Origin of the sequence: Mesorhizobium sp. M7A.F.Ca.US.010.02.1.1, from assembly GCF_004023085.1 — a bacterium.
Classification (GTDB): domain Bacteria; phylum Pseudomonadota; class Alphaproteobacteria; order Rhizobiales; family Rhizobiaceae; genus Mesorhizobium.
The window spans coordinates 348,140-366,026 of the sequence record NZ_RZRV01000001.1; the positions used below are offsets into that span (position 1 = coordinate 348,140).

21 protein-coding genes are annotated in these 17,887 nt (G+C 62.6%); 14 read left to right on the plus strand and 7 right to left on the minus strand.

Going from position 1 to position 17,887, the window contains the following annotated elements; genetic code table 11:
- Positions 1-57 precede the first annotated feature (57 nt).
- The 12 genes from EOA19_RS01670 (at position 58) to EOA19_RS01725 (ending at position 7,772) form a co-directional block, all read left to right on the plus strand.
- Complete coding sequence (locus tag EOA19_RS01670; protein ID WP_128302492.1) at positions 58-1,002, plus strand: heme o synthase; 945 nt, start codon at positions 58-60, stop codon at positions 1,000-1,002.
- Between the two features lie 2 nt (positions 1,003-1,004).
- Positions 1,005-1,163, plus strand: coding sequence for a hypothetical protein (locus tag EOA19_RS01675; protein ID WP_013532777.1), 159 nt, complete (start codon positions 1,005-1,007; stop codon positions 1,161-1,163).
- A complete protein-coding gene (locus EOA19_RS01680) occupies positions 1,163-1,795 on the plus strand; it encodes a cytochrome c oxidase assembly protein (RefSeq protein ID WP_127290858.1) in 633 nt (210 codons plus the stop codon). The genes EOA19_RS01675 and EOA19_RS01680 overlap by 1 nt, the downstream gene beginning before the upstream one ends.
- Position 1,796: 1 nt before the next feature.
- Positions 1,797-2,678, plus strand: coding sequence for a cytochrome c oxidase subunit 3 (locus EOA19_RS01685; RefSeq protein WP_023808608.1), 882 nt, complete (start codon positions 1,797-1,799; stop codon positions 2,676-2,678).
- A 92-nt stretch (positions 2,679-2,770) separates the two neighbouring features.
- On the plus strand, positions 2,771-3,262 hold the full coding sequence (locus EOA19_RS01690) for a L,D-transpeptidase family protein (protein WP_127320373.1): 492 nt from the start codon (positions 2,771-2,773) through the stop codon (positions 3,260-3,262).
- Positions 3,263-3,283: 21 nt separating this feature from the next.
- A complete protein-coding gene (locus EOA19_RS01695) occupies positions 3,284-3,670 on the plus strand; it encodes a DUF983 domain-containing protein (RefSeq protein WP_023808606.1) in 387 nt (128 codons plus the stop codon).
- Entirely contained in the window at positions 3,667-4,422 is a 756-nt protein-coding gene (locus EOA19_RS01700) for an SURF1 family protein (RefSeq protein ID WP_164892813.1), read from the plus strand. The genes EOA19_RS01695 and EOA19_RS01700 overlap by 4 nt, the downstream gene beginning before the upstream one ends.
- Positions 4,423-4,493: 71 nt before the next feature.
- On the plus strand, positions 4,494-5,504 hold the full coding sequence (gene ispH / locus EOA19_RS01705; protein ID WP_128302493.1) for a 4-hydroxy-3-methylbut-2-enyl diphosphate reductase: 1,011 nt from the start codon (positions 4,494-4,496) through the stop codon (positions 5,502-5,504).
- 5 nt (positions 5,505-5,509) lie between these two features.
- Entirely contained in the window at positions 5,510-6,472 is a 963-nt protein-coding gene (locus tag EOA19_RS01710; RefSeq protein WP_023808603.1) for a homoserine kinase, read from the plus strand.
- A gap of 10 nt (positions 6,473-6,482) precedes the next feature.
- Positions 6,483-7,013 carry a ribonuclease HI gene (gene rnhA, locus EOA19_RS01715; RefSeq protein ID WP_128302494.1) on the plus strand — a complete coding sequence of 177 codons (531 nt, stop codon included), beginning with the start codon at positions 6,483-6,485 and terminating at the stop codon, positions 7,011-7,013.
- Between the two features lie 176 nt (positions 7,014-7,189).
- Positions 7,190-7,471 (plus strand): type II toxin-antitoxin system ParD family antitoxin, encoded by a 282-nt coding sequence (locus EOA19_RS01720; RefSeq protein WP_127290846.1) that lies wholly within the window; start codon positions 7,190-7,192, stop codon positions 7,469-7,471.
- A complete protein-coding gene (locus tag EOA19_RS01725; protein ID WP_128302495.1) occupies positions 7,461-7,772 on the plus strand; it encodes a type II toxin-antitoxin system RelE/ParE family toxin in 312 nt (103 codons plus the stop codon). Before EOA19_RS01720 ends, EOA19_RS01725 begins: the two co-directional genes overlap by 11 nt.
- Before the next feature lie 8 nt (positions 7,773-7,780).
- Here EOA19_RS01725 and EOA19_RS01730 read toward each other — a convergent pair whose 3' ends face one another.
- The 3 genes from EOA19_RS01730 to EOA19_RS01740 form a co-directional block, all read right to left on the minus strand.
- Complete coding sequence (locus EOA19_RS01730; protein WP_128302496.1) at positions 7,781-8,257, minus strand: DUF2938 domain-containing protein; 477 nt, start codon at positions 8,255-8,257, stop codon at positions 7,781-7,783.
- Between the two features lie 91 nt (positions 8,258-8,348).
- The gene (locus EOA19_RS01735) at positions 8,349-8,825 is read right to left on the minus strand and encodes a peroxiredoxin (RefSeq protein WP_128302497.1); all 477 of its coding nucleotides are present in this window, start codon (positions 8,823-8,825) and stop codon (positions 8,349-8,351) included.
- A gap of 84 nt (positions 8,826-8,909) precedes the next feature.
- Complete coding sequence (locus tag EOA19_RS01740) at positions 8,910-9,716, minus strand: protein-disulfide reductase DsbD domain-containing protein (RefSeq protein WP_128302498.1); 807 nt, start codon at positions 9,714-9,716, stop codon at positions 8,910-8,912.
- A 170-nt stretch (positions 9,717-9,886) separates the two neighbouring features.
- Between EOA19_RS01740 and EOA19_RS01745 the strand changes: the two genes are divergently transcribed.
- Positions 9,887-10,495 carry a YqgE/AlgH family protein gene (locus EOA19_RS01745; RefSeq protein ID WP_023808594.1) on the plus strand — a complete coding sequence of 203 codons (609 nt, stop codon included), beginning with the start codon at positions 9,887-9,889 and terminating at the stop codon, positions 10,493-10,495.
- Between the two features lie 298 nt (positions 10,496-10,793).
- On the opposite strand, the gene EOA19_RS01750 is transcribed toward EOA19_RS01745, so the two are convergent.
- From EOA19_RS01750 to thrC, 4 genes are read right to left on the minus strand one after another with little or no spacing between them, the layout of a single operon-like run.
- Complete coding sequence (locus tag EOA19_RS01750; protein ID WP_128302499.1) at positions 10,794-13,682, minus strand: EAL domain-containing protein; 2,889 nt, start codon at positions 13,680-13,682, stop codon at positions 10,794-10,796.
- Positions 13,683-13,685: 3 nt separating this feature from the next.
- Positions 13,686-14,282: a GNAT family protein gene (locus tag EOA19_RS01755; RefSeq protein WP_128302500.1), complete on the minus strand. Its 597-nt coding sequence runs from the start codon at positions 14,280-14,282 to the stop codon at positions 13,686-13,688.
- Between the two features lie 15 nt (positions 14,283-14,297).
- Positions 14,298-15,590: a pitrilysin family protein gene (locus EOA19_RS01760; protein WP_023808591.1), complete on the minus strand. Its 1,293-nt coding sequence runs from the start codon at positions 15,588-15,590 to the stop codon at positions 14,298-14,300.
- A 14-nt stretch (positions 15,591-15,604) separates the two neighbouring features.
- Entirely contained in the window at positions 15,605-17,002 is a 1,398-nt protein-coding gene (gene thrC / locus EOA19_RS01765; RefSeq protein WP_023808590.1) for a threonine synthase, read from the minus strand.
- A 128-nt stretch (positions 17,003-17,130) separates the two neighbouring features.
- Here thrC and EOA19_RS01770 point away from each other — a divergent pair, with 128 nt between their 5' ends.
- A complete protein-coding gene (locus tag EOA19_RS01770; protein WP_023808589.1) occupies positions 17,131-17,862 on the plus strand; it encodes a hypothetical protein in 732 nt (243 codons plus the stop codon).
- Positions 17,863-17,887: the final 25 nt, after the last annotated feature.

Genomic DNA, 17,887 nt, shown 5'->3' on the forward strand with positions numbered 1-17,887 from the left:
TACGAAGCCGCCGGTCCGCCGGCGGTTTTGGCCAACGGATGATGGACTTAAGTACGCATGGCCCTTGTCGACGACCCATTGATTGACGAAGCGGGCTTTCGCATGTCGGAAGCGACGGCGGGCGATTTCTTCGCGCTGCTGAAGCCGCGCGTCATGTCGCTGGTGGTGTTCACCGCCTTTGTCGGCCTTGTCGCCGCACCCGTGACCATCAACCCTCTGCTGGCGGTGATCGCCATCCTGGCTATTGCAATAGGTGCTGGTGCCTCCGGCGCGCTCAACATGTGGTACGATGCCGACATCGATGCCGTGATGACCAGGACCGCCACCCGTCCGGTCCCGGCCGGTCGCATCCAGCCGCACGAAGCGCTGACCTTCGGGCTGGTGCTGTCGGTGCTGTCGGTGATGACGCTCGGCGTGCTGGTCAACTGGCTGGCGGCGACGCTGCTGGCCTTCACCATCTTTTTCTACGCCGTCGTCTACACGATGTGGCTGAAGCGCTGGACGCCGCAGAACATCGTCATCGGCGGCGCCGCCGGCGCCATTCCGCCTGTGATCGGCTGGGCCGCGGTGACGGGGACAGTCAGCCTCGAAAGCATTGTCCTGTTCCTGATCATCTTCCTGTGGACGCCGCCGCATTTCTGGGCGCTGGCGCTGTTCAAGTCCGAGGACTATGCCAAGGCCGGCATTCCGATGATGCCTAACGTCGCCGGCCACGCTTCGACCCGCCGCCAGATCTTCGCCTATGCGCTGGTGCTGGCCCCGGTCGGCGTGCTGCCGTGGCTGCTTGGCTACACCACGACGTTCTATGGCGTGGCCGCCCTGCTTCTGGGAGTCGGTTTTGTCTGGTACGCGTGGAAAGTGCTTGGCATGGCCGACGATGACCGCGTCATGAAACCGGCCAAGGCCCTGTTCGCCTATTCGCTGCTTTATCTCTTCGCCATCTTCGCTGCCTATCTGGCCGACAGCGTTGTCGAACGCGCGCTTGCCATGGGTGGAGCATGACCATGATCGAGGAAAAGCTCGAGACCGTCACGTTGACCGAGCGTCAGAAGAAGGCGCAGCGCAGCCGTTCTATCGCCATCGGTGTGGCGCTGGCGCTGCTGGTGGTCATTTTCTACATCGCGACGATCGTGAAGTTCGGCCACAATCTGGGCACGATGTGATGAGCGTCGAGACCTCAAAAAAAGCGGCTGGCAAGAACGGCAACGTCATCGTCGCGGCTGTCTGCCTCGCCTTTTTCACCGGCATGATCGGCATGGCCTATGCCGCGGTGCCGCTCTACAAGATGTTTTGCCAGGCGACCGGCTATGGCGGCACGACGCAACGTGCCGAGAAGCAGTATGCCGGCCGCGTGCTCGACCGCGAGATCACTGTCCGCTTCGATGCCAACATCGCTGGCGTGCCGTGGGAGTTCCAGCCGGTCCAGCGCTCGATGACGATGAAGATCGGCGAGACCGTGCAGGCGCACTATCAGGCGACCAACAAGTTCGATCGTCCGGTGACCGGCCGCGCCACCTTCAACGTGCAGCCTGAACTGGCAGGTCCCTATTTCAACAAGGTCGAGTGCTTCTGCTTCACCGACACGACGCTGAAGCCCGGCGAGACGCTGGACATGCCGGTGCTGTTCTACGTGGACCCCGACATCGTCAATGTGCCGGAACTGAAGGACGTGAAGACGATCACTCTGTCCTACACGATGTTCCCGGTCGAGAAGACCAAGCCGGTTGCCTCCTCGGAGCCGGCCGAGGGCAATAGCAAGACAATTTCGAATACCGAAGCAAATCTCGGGGGTTGATATGGCAGACGCGCACGCAAAACCACAGCATGACTATCATCTCGTCGACCCGAGCCCGTGGCCTTTCCTGGGATCGGTAGGCGCACTTGTCACCGCCTTTGGCGGCGTCTGCCTGATGGAGTACCTGAAGGGCGGCTCGTTCCCGATCTTCGGCTTCAACATCGCCAATCCATGGCTGTTCTTCATCGGCCTCGTGATCATCCTCTACACCATGTTCGCCTGGTGGTCGGACACGATCAAGGAAGCGCATGAGGGCCATCACACGCGTGTCGTGTCGCTGCATCTGCGCTACGGCATGATCATGTTCATCGCCTCGGAGGTGATGTTCTTCGTTGCCTGGTTCTGGGCCTATTTCGATGCCAGCCTGTTTCCGAGCGAAGCCCAGCAATATGCCCGCACCGCGTTTACCGGCGGTGTCTGGCCGCCGAAGGGCATGGAAGTTCTCGATCCTTTCCATTTGCCGCTCTACAACACCGTCATCCTGCTGCTGTCCGGCACCACGGTGACCTGGGCGCACCATTCGCTCATCCATGGCGATCGCAAAGGCCTGATCAACGGCCTGGTGCTGACTGTTGGCCTCGGCATGCTGTTCACCATGGTGCAGGCCTACGAGTACATGCATGCTCCGTTCGCCTTCAAGGATTCCATCTATGGCGCCACCTTTTTCATGGCGACCGGCTTCCACGGTTTTCACGTCATCATCGGCACCATCTTCCTGTTGGTCTGCCTGATCCGGGCGATGAAGGGTGATTTCACCCCCAAGCAGCATTTCGGCTTCGAGGCGGCCGCCTGGTACTGGCACTTCGTCGACGTGGTCTGGCTGTTCCTGTTCGCCTCGATCTACGTCTGGGGATCGGTCGGCGCGGTGATCGAGGGCCACTGATCCTGGCCTGAGGAATTTCCATTTCGAGAAGGCGGCCGCGGCAACGTGGCCGCCTTCTTCTTTTTGGCGCAATGATCGCTGATCGAAAGCCGATGCGGCTGACAATTTTCCGGGCCATTTGCGCATTGATGATCGCGGCACTCCCGGCCTTTGCCGGCGAGAAGGTGGATCTGGTGCGTGTCCACAAAGCCGAACGCCGGCTGGAACTCATCGGCGACGGCAAGATCCTGCGCAGCTACGGCATCGCACTCGGCGGCGATCCTGTCGGGCATAAGCACCAGGAGGGCGATCAACGCACGCCCGAGGGGAACTATGTCCTCGACTGGCGCAACCCGAACAGCATCGCGCACAGGTCGATCCATATTTCCTACCCTAACACCGACGATCTGGCGGCCGCCAGGGCGCGCAATGTCGACGCGGGCGGCATGATCATGATCCACGGCCAGCCAAACGGTTATGGCTGGTGGGGCTGGCTGCTTCAATTGGTCGACTGGACCGACGGCTGCATTGCGGTTACGGACTCCGATATGGACGAAATCTGGGCGATGGTGGCCGATGGCACACCGATCGAGATCGAGCGGTAGGCAATGAGCGACGACGCTCCCATGAGTGAAGACAGGGCGATCTGGCCGCCGATCGATCCGATCTCGGCCGGCCTGCATGGCCGCTGCCCGCGTTGCGGCGAGGGGCGGTTGTTCTCCGGCTTCCTCACCGTCGGCAAGCGATGCGTCAATTGCGGCCTCGATTATTCCTACGCTGATGCCGGCGACGGGCCGGCGGTGTTCGTGATCCTGATCATCGGCTTTATCATCGTCGGCCTGGCGCTCTGGGTAGAAGTCACGCTCAGCCCGCCGCTCTGGCTGCATTTGCTGGTCTGGATTCCGTTGGCTGTTGTGCTGTGCTTGACGGCGCTGCGGCTGATCAAGGGCGTGCTGCTGACGCTGCAATACCGCAACAAAGCGGCCGAGGGCCGGCTGGATCGCGGCGAATGAGCGAGGCTTCCGTTAAAACTGACGGTCGTTCGCGGCCGCGATCGGCATTGCTGCTCGGCCTTGGCCTTGTGCTGTTCCTGATCCTGCTGGTGCTCGGCACCTGGCAAGTGCAGCGCCTGTATTGGAAGGAAGGCCTTCTGCAGACCATCGACCAGCGTACCCATTCGGCGCCCTTGCCGTTGGTTGCGGTCGAGAAAGAGTTCGCCGCCACCGGGGATGTCGATTATACGCCGGTTACCGTCACCGGCACGTTCCTGCATCAAGGCGAACGCCATTTCTACGCAACCTGGGAAGGTGACGCCGGCTTCAATGTCTACACGCCGCTGTCGCTCGACGACGGCCGCTTCGTCCTGGTCAATCGCGGCTTCGTGCCTTACGATCTGAAGGACGCCGCCAAGCGCGCCAAGGGACAGGTGACTGGCAGAGTGACCGTGACCGGGCTGGCCCGCAACCCGCTGCCGGCGAAGCCGTCGATGATGCTGCCCGACAACGACGTGGCGAAGAACATCTTCTACTGGAAGGACCGCGACGTGATGGCTGCGAGCGCCGGTCTGCCGGCGGGCGCCGCGCTGGTGCCGATCTTCATCGACGCAGACAAGACGCCAAACCCAGGCGGCTTGCCGGTTGGCGGCGTCACCATCATCGACCTCCCGAACAGCCATCTGCAATATGCTGTCACCTGGTACGGGCTTGCCGCGGCGCTCGCAGCCGTGCTCATCCTGCGGCTTCGCCGTCCCGCGAAAGACGAATGAACGCGGCTGATGCCCTTGACAGGGCAGGGGTGCGCACCTCATTTCGGCTTTGATCAACCGGCCCGGATTTAATGCTTCAGACAACCACCAAACCACCTCTGACGATCCGGCTCTGCCAGCCGCGCGGTTTCTGCGCCGGTGTCGACCGTGCCATCCAGATCGTCGTGCTGGCGCTGAAGAAATATGGCGCGCCGGTCTATGTCCGCCATGAGATCGTGCACAACCGCTACGTCGTCGAGGGGCTGCAAAGCCTTGGCGCCGTCTTCATCGAGGAACTCTCCGAGATACCGGCCGAACATCGGCAGTCGCCCGTCGTGTTCTCGGCGCATGGCGTGCCGAAATCGGTGCCGGCGGATGCGAAGGCGCGCAATCTCTTCTATCTCGATGCCACCTGCCCGCTGGTGTCGAAGGTCCACAAGCAAGCGATGCGCCATCAGCGGCTCGGCCGTCATGTGCTGTTGATTGGTCACGCCGGCCATCCCGAGGTGATCGGCACCATGGGCCAGCTGCCGGACGGAGCGGTGACGCTGATCGAAACCGAAGCCGATGCCGCAAAGCTCTCGCCCGCCGATCCGCAGGCGCTCGGCTTCGTTACCCAGACCACATTGTCGGTCGAGGACACCGCCGGCATCATCCGCGCCTTGCAGGATCGCTTTCCGGCGCTGCAGGCACCGGCGGCGGAATCGATCTGCTATGCCACCACCAACCGCCAGGAAGCCGTCAAGGACACCGCGCCGGGCGCCGATCTCTATCTGATCGTCGGCGCGCCGAATTCCTCCAATTCGCGACGACTTGTCGAAGTCGCGGAGCGTGCAGGCGCCACCATGTCGCTTCTCGTGCAGCGCGCCGCCGAGATTCCGTGGAATGACATCGGCAACATCTCGACGCTCGGCCTGTCGGCCGGCGCGTCGGCGCCCGAAATCATCGTCGACGAGATCATCGACGCGTTCCGGCAGCGCTTCCATGTCACGATCGATCTGGCCATCACGGCCACGGAAACGGAGGATTTTCCGGTCATGCGGGTATTGCGCGATGTCGAACTGACGCGGGCCGACATGGCCTTCGTCAATGGAGCCGCGTAAGCCACATGGCGGTCTACACCGACGTTGCGGAAGGCGAACTCGGCGCATTCCTGAAGCACTATCCGGTCGGCGATCTCCTGTCCTACAAGGGCATCGCCGAAGGTACCGAGAACTCGAACTTCCTGCTGCACACCTCCAGCGGCTCCTACATCCTGACGCTCTATGAGAAGCGCGTCGAAAAGGCGGATTTGCCGTTTTTCCTGGGGCTAATGGGCCATCTCGCCAACAAGGGCGTGTCCTGCCCGCTGCCGGTGACCGCGCATGACGGCAGCGTCATCGGCACGCTCGCCGGCCGGCCGGCGGTCATCATCACCTTCCTGGAAGGGCTTTCGTTGCGGCGGCCCACAGCAACGCATTGCGCCGAGGTCGGCAAGGCGCTGGCGCAATTGCATCTGGCCGGCGCCGATTTTTCGATGACGCGTCCGAATGCCCTGGCCATCGACGGCTGGCGCAAGCTCTGGGATGCAGCGCGCGATCGCGCAGACGAGGTCGAGCCGGGTCTGGCCGCCGAGGTCGATGCCGACTTTGCCGATTTCGAGCGCAACTGGCCCAAAGACCTGCCGCAAGGCATCATCCATGCCGATCTTTTCCCCGACAACGTTTTCTTCCTCGGCGAAAAACTGTCCGGCCTGATCGATTTCTATTTCGCCTGCGACGACCTCTACGCCTACGATGTCGCCACCTGTCTCAACGCCTGGTGCTTCGAGAAGGATTTTTCCTTCAATCTCACCAAGGGCAAGGCGCTGCTCGCCGGCTACCAGAGCCTCCGGCCCCTGAGCGACCAGGAAAAGGCTGCGCTGCCGATGCTGGCGCGCGGTTCGGCGTTGCGCTTCATGCTGACCCGGCTGTACGACTGGTTGACCGTTCCCGATGGCGGGCTGGTGATGAAACGCGATCCGACCGAATACATCAGAAGGATGCGGTTCCACCGGGCGATCAAATCGTCTTCGGAATATGGATTGGCCTGATATGAGTATCATGAGCAAACAGGTTGAGATCTTCACCGACGGCGCCTGTTCGGGCAATCCCGGCCCCGGCGGCTGGGGCGCGATCCTGCGCTTCAACGGCACCACCAAGGAGCTTTCCGGCGGCGAAGCCGAGACGACCAACAACCGCATGGAACTGTTGGCCGCCATTTCGGCGCTGAACGCGCTGAAGGAACCGTGCACGGTCGACCTTCACACCGACAGCAAGTATGTCATGGACGGTATTTCCAAGTGGATCCACGGCTGGAAGAAGAACGGCTGGAAGACCGCCGACAGGAAGCCTGTGAAGAACGGTGAACTCTGGCAGGCGCTCGACGAGGCCAACAAGCGCCACAAGGTCACCTGGAACTGGGTCAAGGGCCATGACGGTCATGTCGAGAACGAGCGCGCCGACGAGCTTGCGCGCGAAGGCATGGCACCGTTCAAGAAAGGTCCGTTCAAGCCTGCAGCCGCGCCAAAGCCTGCTGCGCCGGCCAAACAACCGGCAATCGCGAAAGTGCGGCGCTCGACCCAGAGCTATTGAATTTCCGGAGCGGCGCGGCTAGGCGCGCATCACGTTATCCACGGCTGGCGGCCGATCGACAGGCTGCCTTGACCAGCGTCCAGCGGACGTAAGGCCTTGGTGGCGTCGCAGTTGCTCCAGAATACGGATGGGAGTAATATTTCCTACCATAGAGCAAAATGCGATGAGGAAACGGCGTGGCAAACGTTGAAAAAATGAGCGTGGCTGTGACCCCGCAACAAGCAGCTGTGATGCGTGAGGCTGTCGAGGCGGGCGAGTATGCCACCGCAAGCGAGATTGTGCGTGAAGCGGTGCGGGATTGGCTGGCCAAGCGTGAACTTCGGCATGACGATATCCGCCGGCTAAGGCACCTGTGGGATGAAGGCAAGGCAAGTGGGAGGCCGGAGCCTGTGGATTTCGACGCGTTGCGAAAGGAAGCTCGGCGAAGGCTGGCGGAAGCCTCGCGGAATGACCGTTAGGCTGGTCTGGTCACCCGCGGCCAAGGCGGACCTCATCGACGTCTACGTGATGATAGGCAGCGAAAACATACGAGCGGCCGATCGCTATTATGATCAACTAGAAGCGCGGGCCTTGCAGCTGGCAGACCATCCACGCATGGGTGTTAGGCGACCCGATATCAGGTCTTCCGTACGGATGCTGGTGGAGGCGCCGTTTGTACTGCTCTACGAAACGATCCCGGACACGGACGATGGCCGTATCGAGTGGGTTGAAATCGTCCGTGTGGTGGATGGGCGGCGGGATCTGAACCGTTTGTTCTAGCGAGCTGTTTATCGGATCAGCAGCGCTGTGCCCCAAAGCCCGAGCGCGAACACCGTATGCGACACCAGGTTCAGCGCACGGATCAGCATCGGGTTGGGCCGCTTCGAGGCGGCCCAGCCGGCGCCCATGCCGGGTGCCAGCAGGAACCAGCCGGCGCCGACGGTGACGATGCCGAGGATGAAGGCCGGCAGGAATGTCGGCGCGGCAAGCCAGCCCGCTCCGGCCAACACCACCAGGATGATGCCGTAGACGATGCCGACAAAATAGTGAAAGGCCCAGCCCAGCGCCTTTTCATGCGCGTAGGGCGCTGCACCGCCGATATCATCGTGAAAGACCTTGTCGCGGAGATGCCAGACCCAGCGACCGACCGGCCCCCAGTTCGGCCGTGGCTGCCCGAACGCCTTGTGCAGGAAGATGGCCCAGAGATCCATCGCCACCGTAGCGCCGATGCCGATCGCGATAGCACGCCAGAACATGTCAAACATCGAGGTCCCCCCAAAGGCAATCCCTGGAATACAAGGGCGATCGTCGGGCGGCGGCAACCGTTGCGGTCCAGCCCGACGTTGTCGCTGAAGTTCAGAGCTGCCCCAGAATATGAGCCGCACCGGACTCGTCGACACCGGGCTTGGTCTCGACATTGAGCGCGGTGACCTTGCCGTCGTCGATGATCAGTGAGAAGCGCCTCGAGCGCAGGCCCATATCGTTGCTGATGTAATCGAGGCCCACCGCCTTGGCGAAATCGCCACTGCCGTCGGCGAGGAACAGGATCTTGCCCTCGCCGCCGGTGAAGTGCGCCCAGGCGCCCATGACATGGACGTCATTGACCGAAACGACGGCGATGGTGTCGACGCCGCGCGCCAGGATGGCATCGTGGTTCTCGAGATAACCCGGCAAATGGTTGTTGCTGCAGGTAGGTGTGAAGGCGCCGGGAACCCCAAACAGCACGACCTTCTTGCCCGAGAAAATCTCGGCCCCGGTGATCGGCTTGGCGCCATCGGCGGTCATCGTCTTGAAGGTCACGTCAGGCAGCTTGTCGCCAACGGAAATGGTCATGGATTCCTCGCTTGGGAAAATGGGAAGGACGTGTCTTTGCGTAGCGAACTCAACGGCTTCCTGCAACCGTTGGGACAGGCTGGATCAAGGGAAAGGCAGAACCCCTTCGACCGCGCCCGCCGTACTCGTCAGCGTATAGTGAAGCCCGCCATCGGTCGGCGTGGTCGAGGGGCGATCGAGGATCGGCACGGTGAAAATCAGCTTGCCGTCCTTTTCGCTGCGGGCCGGGGTGCCGAACATGTAGTCCCGCTCGCCGGCAACGAAGAAATCCGCCGCCGCCGGATCGCCGGGAAAGCTCGCCTCGACAATCAGCGTCTCGTGGTCGCCCGGCAGCACATTGATGCCGAAATCGGACCTCGCGGGCCCAGGCAGTGCCGTAAAACTCGCCTTCACCAGCGCCGCGTCCTCGGCATTGTCCGGATCGGAGGCGGGGTCGACGGTCAGCCGCGTCTGCACCGGAATGCAGATCGTTTCGCAGATGCCGAGAAAGATGTCGGCATCGATCACCGCCGGCTGGTTCGGCGTCGCCAGCGTGAATGTCACCGGCAGAGAAACCGGATAGTTGTAGCCTGCCCATTTGCCATAGCCGTCGTCATGGCGCTGCGGCGCCGGAAACGACAGAGTGGCGTCGGCGATGTTGGTGCTGGCTGAAATGTCGAGTTGCGGCGGCACGCCCGCGTCGCCCGGATCGCGCCAATATGTCTTCCAGCCAGGCTTGAGCGCAATATCGAGAACGCCTTGGATACGGCCGGCATCGTCGGCTTTGCCTGATGTCACCAGCCGAACCTTGCCGCCTTCACTGTTGTACCACGCCGACGAAGAGGCGGCGGCGGGAAGAGCGGTTGCCGATCCGATGGCGGCGCCGAGCAGCAGGATTTTCAAGCTTCGCATGGCGGTGATTTGATCGTCCGTTCGTGGCCGCGCAATGATTTCATGGCCTTGCCGGTATCATATTTGCGTGACTTCGAGGGAGAAGAATGTTCGAGCCGCCGCAACAGGCTTTGGTCGAATCCAGCACGGCGCATCTTTTCGGCGCTTTGGAAACGCGTTACGCTCCCTTCATGGACTTGTTGCGCCACAAGAAGACGGTCGCCAGTCGCGGCTTTCTCGACGATCAGTTCCTGATTGCCATGCCCGGCATGAAGGACGACCGTTTCACGCGCTCGGTCATCTATGTCTGCGCACACTCCGATGAAGGCGCCATGGGCCTGATCATCAACCAGACGCAGCAGATGCTGTTTCCGGACCTGCTCGTGCAACTGGGCATCATGAACGAGCAGGAGGCGATCCGCTTGCCGGCTCAGGCCCGCGATTTCGTCGTGCGCAATGGCGGCCCCGTGGACCGCAGCCGGGGCTTCGTCCTGCATTCGGGAGACTATCGGGTGGAATCGTCGCTGACCGTTTCCGACGACATCTGCCTGACGGCGACCGTCGACATATTGCGCGCAATATCGTCCGGCCGCGGGCCTCGTCATGCGCTGATGGCGCTCGGCTATTCCGGCTGGGGCGCCGGCCAATTGGAGACCGAGATCGCCGAAAATGGCTGGCTGACCTGTCCGGCCAATGCCGAGCTTCTGTTCGACACCGACATCGAGCGCAAATACGACCGGATCCTCGCCTCGATCGGTATCGACCTTGCGCATCTCAGCTTGGCGGCCGGACACGCGTAATCGCGAACAGTCATGCGCAACATTCGCGGCTAGCCGAAGCCGCCTACACCTTCGTCATCCTAGGGCGAAGCAGGAGCGAAGCTCCGTCGCGGAGACCCTGGGATCCATTCCGTGACCTATGTCGAAGGATGCAGCGGCGAAGAAATCTGAACCGTTTTCAACGCTTTAACCTCACGGCATGGATCCTAGGGTCTGCGCCGCGTCGCTGCGCTCCTTGCTTCGCCCTAGGATGACGAAGCGATAGGCGTCTCGGCCAATCGCAGAGGTCCGCGCCTGGGCGACGCGCGCCTGAATCCCATCACGCTTGCGTCAGCGGATACTGTTCCTTCAGCGTCTTCAGCACCTGGTCGCCCGGCATTGGTGCGCCGAACATGAAGCTCTGGACATATTCGCAGCCCATCTGGCGCAGTTCCAGCGCGTCGCTCTCGTCCGAAATGCCCTCGGCGACGACGGACAGGCCGAGTTCATGCGCCATGTTGACCATCGATTTCAGCAGCACCGCGCGCTTGGGCGTGTTGTCGTCGACGAAGCTCTTGTCGATCTTGATGGTGTCGAAGGGGAAACGCGTCAGATAGGCCAATGAGGAATAGCCGGTGCCGAAATCATCCAGCGACAGGCCGATGCCGAGCTGCTTCAGCTTGGTCAGCACATGGGCGGTCTGCTCGGGATTGTCCATCACAAGCGATTCGGTGAGCTCCAGCCGGAAGCAGCGCGGCTTCAGATTGGCCCGAGCGATGACCGAGCGGACGTCGCTGACCAGGTCACGGCGGATCAGCTGGCGGCTGGACAAATTGACCGAGACCGACAGCGGCGCGTCACCGATCTGTTTTTGCCAGCTGGCGAGATCTTCCGCCGCCTGCTGCATGGCAAACAGGCCGAGCTGCACGATAAGCCCGCAGCTTTCGGCGACCGGGATGAAATCCGCCGGCGGGATCATGCCGCGGCGCGGGTGGTCCCAGCGCAGCAGCGCCTCGAAGCCGGCGACACTGCCGTCCTCAAGCCGCACGATCGGCTGGTAGGCAAGCGTGAATTCCCGCCGCTCGATGGCGCGGCGCAGGTCGGATTCGAACTGCAGCCTGTCGGTGCCGACAGTGCGGAAGGCCGGACGGAACGGCTCGATCCTGTCGCCGCCGAAGCGCTTGGCCTGGTGCATGGCAAGCTCGGCATCCTTGACCATGTCCTCGGCCGACATCTGCGGCGAATTCCAGGTGATCAGTCCGATCGACGCGGTCAGCACGATCTCGCGCTTGGCAAAGGTGATCGGGTTGTTGATGGCATGCTTGATGGCATCCGCCACGGCGGCGATGCGGGCCGGGTCCTGTTCGGACAATAGCATCAGCGCGAACTGATCGCCGGCAAAGCGCGACAGCGAATCCTTCGGCTTGAGCAGCCGGTGCAGGCGACGCGCGATGGTCAAGAGGATGGTGTCGCCGGCCGAGATGCCGAGGCCGTCATTGACCTGCTTGAAACGGTCGATGTCGATGACGAAGACGGTTGGCCGCACCTTTTCTTCGGTGCGCGCGATCGAGATGATCGCTTCCAGCCGATTCATCAAAAGTTCGCGGTTCGGCAGACCGGTCAGATTGTCGTGAACGGCGTCGTGCAGCAGCCTTTCCTCGGACTTTTTCTGCTCGGTCACGTCGACCATGGTACCGACGCAGCGGATAACCTCGCCGTCGGATCCGATGACCGGGCGCGCGCGCAGCGAAAACCAGTGATAGTGGCCGTCGGCGCCGCGCAGGCGAAAATTCTGCGATACCCGGCCGCGCCGGTGTTCGAGCACGACGTCGAGCGTGGTGCGGAACGTGTCGCGGTCGTCGGCATGCAGCACCGGGAGCCAGTTGCGGGCCGCGCCGCCAAGGCTGTTCGGCGCCAGTCCGAGCTGGATGCTGACATCGGGCTTGGTGACGACGCGGTCGCGCAGCACGTCCCAATCCCATACCGTGTCGCCGGAACCGGCGACCGCCAGCGCCTGCCGCTCGAGGTCGGAGAACAGGCCCTGATGCAGCGCGCCGCCGGCAAAAGCATGCTGCATGACGGTGAAGCCGATCAGAAGGATGATCAGGATCAGCCCGCCGCCCAGGGCCGGCTGGGCAATGTCGTTGTCGAGCATGCCGGTGATCGCCATCCACGATCCGCATAGCCACAACAGCACCATGACCCAACTGGGCACCAGCATGATGGCACGGTCGTAGCCGCGTATGCCGAGGAAGATGATCAGGCCAAGCCCGGTCAGTGCGGTGGCGGCGAAGGACAGCCTGGCAATGCCGGCGGCGACCGCCGGATCGACGATGGCGACGCCGGCGATCAGCACCAGTCCGAGGATCCAGACCAGCGCGCCATAACTGAAATGGCCGTGCCATCGGTTGAGGTTGAGATAGGCGAACAGGAACACCACGAAGGTTCCCGCCAGCGCCACCTCCGTTCCCGCTCGCCACATCTGCTCGTTGCCGGGCGATATCTCGATGATCTTGTTGAGGAAGCCGAAATCGACGCAGATATAGGCCAGCACCGCCCAGGCAAGTGCCGCGGTTGCCGGGAACATCGAGGTTCCCTTGACCACGAAAAGGATGGTCAGGAACAGCGCCAGCAGGCCTGCAATGCCGATGACGATGCCGCGAAACAGCGTGTAGGAATTGACCGAGTCCTTGTAGGATTCCGGATCCCAGAGGTAGACCTGCGGCAGCTTCGGCGAGGCCAGTTCGGCGATGAAGGTAATCACCGTGCCGGGGTTCAGCGTCACCCGGAAAACGTCGGCGTCGGGGCTGGTCTGGCGATCGAGCGCGAAGCCTTCGCTGGGCGTGATGGCGGCGATGCGGGTCGAGCCGAGATCCGGCCAGAAGATGCCGGAATTCACCAGGCGGAAATGCGGCGCGACGATCAGCCGGTCGAGTTGCTGGTCGGTGGTGTTGGCGAGCGCGAAAACAGCCCAGTCGCCGGTGGAACGGGCATCATTGGCCTCGACCTCGATGCGCCGCACGATACCGTCCGGACCCGGCGCGGTCGACACCTGGAAATTCTCGCCCTGGTTGCGGTAGATCTCGACGGCGCCGGAAAGGTCGAGCGCGACGTCGTCGCGGGCAATCTTGATCGGTTCGACGGCAAAGGCCGACGATGCCGCGCACAGCGTCAGGAGTGTCGCGAGGACAAAGGCGAACAGCGACCCGTTGCGCAGGAAATTCGTCAAAAATCAGTCCTTCGTTCCAACGCCCGGCGGATCGTCCGCGATCCGGGCGTAGAGGTAGTGGTCCTGCCAGATGCCGTTGATCCTGAGATAGGATCGCAGCAGTCCTTCGCGCCGAAATCCGGCTTTTTCAAGCACGCGGATCGACCGGATATTGTCGGGAATACAGGCCGCTTCGATCCGGTGCAACCTCAGCGTATCGAAGGCGAAGCGGGCCACCACCTTGACCGCGTCGGTCATCAGGCCGCGGCCGCCGAAGCGCTCGCCGATCCAGTAGCCGACATGGCCGCTCTGCGAGACGCCATGGCGTATGTTGCCGAGCGTGATGCCGCCCGCCAGCTTGCCACTGCTCCTCTCGAAGATGAAGAAGGCGATCGCGGTTCCCTGCGCATAATCCTCGCGGTAGCGGCTGATGCGCAGCCGCCATGCGTTGCGGTCGAGTTCATCGGGAGTCCAGCGTGGCTCCCAGGGTTCGAGGAAGGCGCGGCTTTCGCCGCGCACCGCCGCCCACTCGCGGAAGTCGTTGGTGAACGGCACGCGCAGCGTGACGCGGTCGCCTTTCAGCGCCGGCAGGTCGCGGCGAAAGAAAGGGAGCGCGAACACGACGCTTCGAGGGGCTTAGACGGCGAGCTTACGGGCCGTGGTCTGCGTGCCTGCGAGCGATTCGAGGATCGCCTCGTATGGCGCCAGTGTGCCCACAGGCCCGACAGCGGTAAGCGTCGGCTTGGTCGAGAACAAGCGCGACGATAGATCGGTCAGCCGCTCGACCGTCAGCGCCGACAGCCGTTCCATCAGTTCCTCCTTGGCGATCGGCCGGCCGAACAGAAGCAGCTGCCGTGCGATCTGCGAAGCGCGGCTGGCCGGGCTTTCGGCGGACATGATCAGTCCGGCGCGATATTGGGCGCGCGCCCGGTCGAGTTCTTCCTGCAGGATTTTCTCGCCGGCCTTCTGCAGTTCGTCGATGATGACAGGCACCAGTTCGGCGATGTCGCTTTGGCCGGTTGCGGCATGGACGCCGAAGACGCCGGTGTCGGAAAAGCCCCAATGGAAAGCATAGACGGAATAACACAGGCCGCGCTTCTCGCGGACCTCCTGGAACAGGCGCGACGACATGCCACCGCCGAGGATCATCGACAGCACCTGCGAGGCATAGAAGTCGCGCACATGATAGGCCCGGCCTTCGAACCCCAGCACGATCTGCGCGTCCATCAGGTCGCGGTCCTCACGGAAGTCGCCGCCGACATATTGCGCATATTGCGGGATGGTGCTGTCGGCCTTGCTGCGGAAGCCGCCGAGTTGCTTTTCGACCTCGCGCACGAAATTGTCGTGCTTGATGTCGCCGGCGGCGACGATCACCATGCGCTCGGCGCCATATTGCCGCTCGATGAAGTCGTGGAGTTGCTTGGAGGTGAAGGATTTGACCGTTTCGGGCGTGCCGAGAATGGAGCGGCCGATGGTCTGGTGGCGAAACGCCGTCTCGGTGAAACGGTCGAAGACGATGTCGTCGGGCGTGTCGTGCGCGGCGCCGATCTCCTGCAGGATCACATGCTGTTCGCGTTCGAGTTCCTGCGGGTCGAATTCGGACTCCTGCAGGATGTCGGCAAGAATGTCGACGGCCAGCGGCACGTCGTCGGAGAGCACCCTGGCATAGTAGGAAGTGGTTTCGACGCTGGTGGCGGCGTTGATCTCGCCGCCGACGTCCTCGATCTCCGAGGCGATTTCGAAGGCGCTCCGCCTTTTCGTGCCCTTGAACGCCATGTGCTCGAGCAGATGGGCCATGCCATGCTCGTCCTCACGTTCATTGCGGGCACCCGACTTGACCCAGGCACCAAGGGCAACCGATTCGATGCTTTGAAGGGTTTCGGTGGCGACTGTCAGGCCGTTCGACAGACGGCTTACCTCAACACCCATATGGCTAGTACTCCTTAACGCGCCGCCCGCGCGCGGCGGCCGACATAATCTTCCACCATTTTCAGGTCGGAGGGAAGTACCGTGTATTTTTCCTCCGATGTCATCAACCCACCTAGCCATGCGGGCAGTGCGGGCGACACGCCGCTGGCGGCTTCGACGGCGGCCGGGAATTTTGCCGGGTGTGCGGTACCCAGCACCACCATCGGCACGGCGCCTGACGCCTTGCCCGCAGCGACATGCACAGCTGCCGCGGTGTGCGGATCGAGCAGATAGTTGCTGGCCGCGAGCGTCGAGCGGATGGTGGCGGCGACCTCGTCCATATCAGCCCGGCCGGCGTCGAATTCCGACCGCATCCCGGCGATTTGCTGGGGTTCGATGGTGAAAGCGCCGGACTGCTTCAGACCGTCCATGTAGCGCCGCACGGTCGCCGCGTCACGGCCGGAGGCCTCGAACAGCAGGCGTTCGAAATTGGACGACACCTGGATATCCATCGACGGCGACGTGGTCGCAAAGACACCCTTGGTGCGATATTCCCCTGTCGCGAAGGTCCGCGCCAGGATGTCATTGTCGTTGGTGGCGATGACCAGCCGCTCGATCGGCAAGCCCATCTTCTTGGCCGCGTAGCCGGCGAAGATATCGCCGAAATTGCCGGTCGGCACGGTGAAGGAGACCGGCCTGTCCGGCGCGCCAAGCGACAGCGCCGAGGAGAAATAATAGACGATCTGGGCCATGATCCGGGCCCAGTTGATCGAGTTGACGCCCGAAAGCGCCACCCGGTCGCGAAATCCGTGATCGTTGAACATGTCCTTGAGCAGGCCCTGGCAATCGTCGAAATTGCCTTCGATCGCCAGCGCATGGACGTTTGCAGCCGTCGACGTCGTCATCTGCCGCTGCTGCACCGGCGAGACGCGGCCGTGCGGGAAAAGGATGAAGATGTCGGTCCGGCTGCGACCGGCAAAGGCATCGATGGCCGCCCCGCCGGTATCGCCCGAGGTGGCGCCGACGATGGTGGCGTGCTGGTCGCGTTCGGCAAGCACATGGTCCATCAGCCGGGCCAGAAGCTGCATCGCCACGTCCTTGAAGGCGAGCGTCGGCCCGTGGAAGAGTTCCAGGATGAAGGTGTTGGGGCCGGTCTGCACCAGCGGGCAGACGGCCTCGTGGCGGAAGGTGGCATAGGCTTCGCGCACCAGCCGCTCGAAAACGGAGGCCGGGATCTCGTCGCCAAGGAACGGCGACAGCACGCGGATGGCAAGTTCGGGATAGGCAAGGCCGCGCATGGCGCGGATCTCGGCGGCGGAAAACTGTGGCCACTCGCGCGGCACGTAGAGCCCGCCGTCGCGCGCCAGCCCGGCCAGCACGGCGTCGGAAAATCCAAGAACGGGGGCTTCCCCGCGGGTACTCACATAATGCATGTCACAATTCCGTTACTGCTTGGCTTTTCCATCCACCGCAAGGTGGTTAATTTCTGCGCTGGCTCAGTCGCATTTTTGCCGCGCGGTTGATATACGTCACCAGCTTTGCGAGAGGGAAGTGCAGTTTCATGGCGTTTCGTACATTCAGTGGTCGCTTTTTGGCGGGTCTTGCGCTCACCGGCTTTATGCTTGCCGCCGCCGGCTGCCAATCGGGCGACAATGGCATCCTGAACCTCGGCATAGGCAAGAAGGAGGACCCGACGGCGCCACCGCCGCCCCAGGATCCCAAGATACTGGCCAGCCAGTTGCAGGCCTATTGTCCCAGGGTGACGGTGCGGGACGGCACGGCTTTCTTCAACACCTATTCCAAGGAAGCTCAGAAGCCCAAGCCCAGGATCAAGAAGACCGGCGACGCCGCGCAGGATGCCGCGGCCCAGGCCGAGGCTGACGCCGCTGCTGCAACTCCGCCCGACGAATCGGCCAACATCATCTACCAGGCATCGGTCAGCGACGTGACACGCGACTGCAGCCGTGCCAACGGCCAGTTGACGATGAAGATCGCGGTCGCCGGCAAGATTGTCCCCGGACCGAAGTTTTCTCCAGGCACCATCACCATGCCCATCCGCACGGCTGTGATGCATGGCACCGAGGTCCTCTATTCGCAGATCCACCAGTATCAGGTCCAGGTCACCGATCCTTCGGTCGCCACGCAGTTCGTCTTCACCGATTCCAATATTGTCGTGCCCGAGCCGACGGCGCAGGACTATCAGGCCTTTGCCGGCTATGACGAAACCGCGCATCAGGCAACGGCCGACAAGCCGAAGAAGAAGCAGAGGAAGAGAGCCGCCGCGACGAACTAAGCGGCGAACACAAGACATGGGCGGG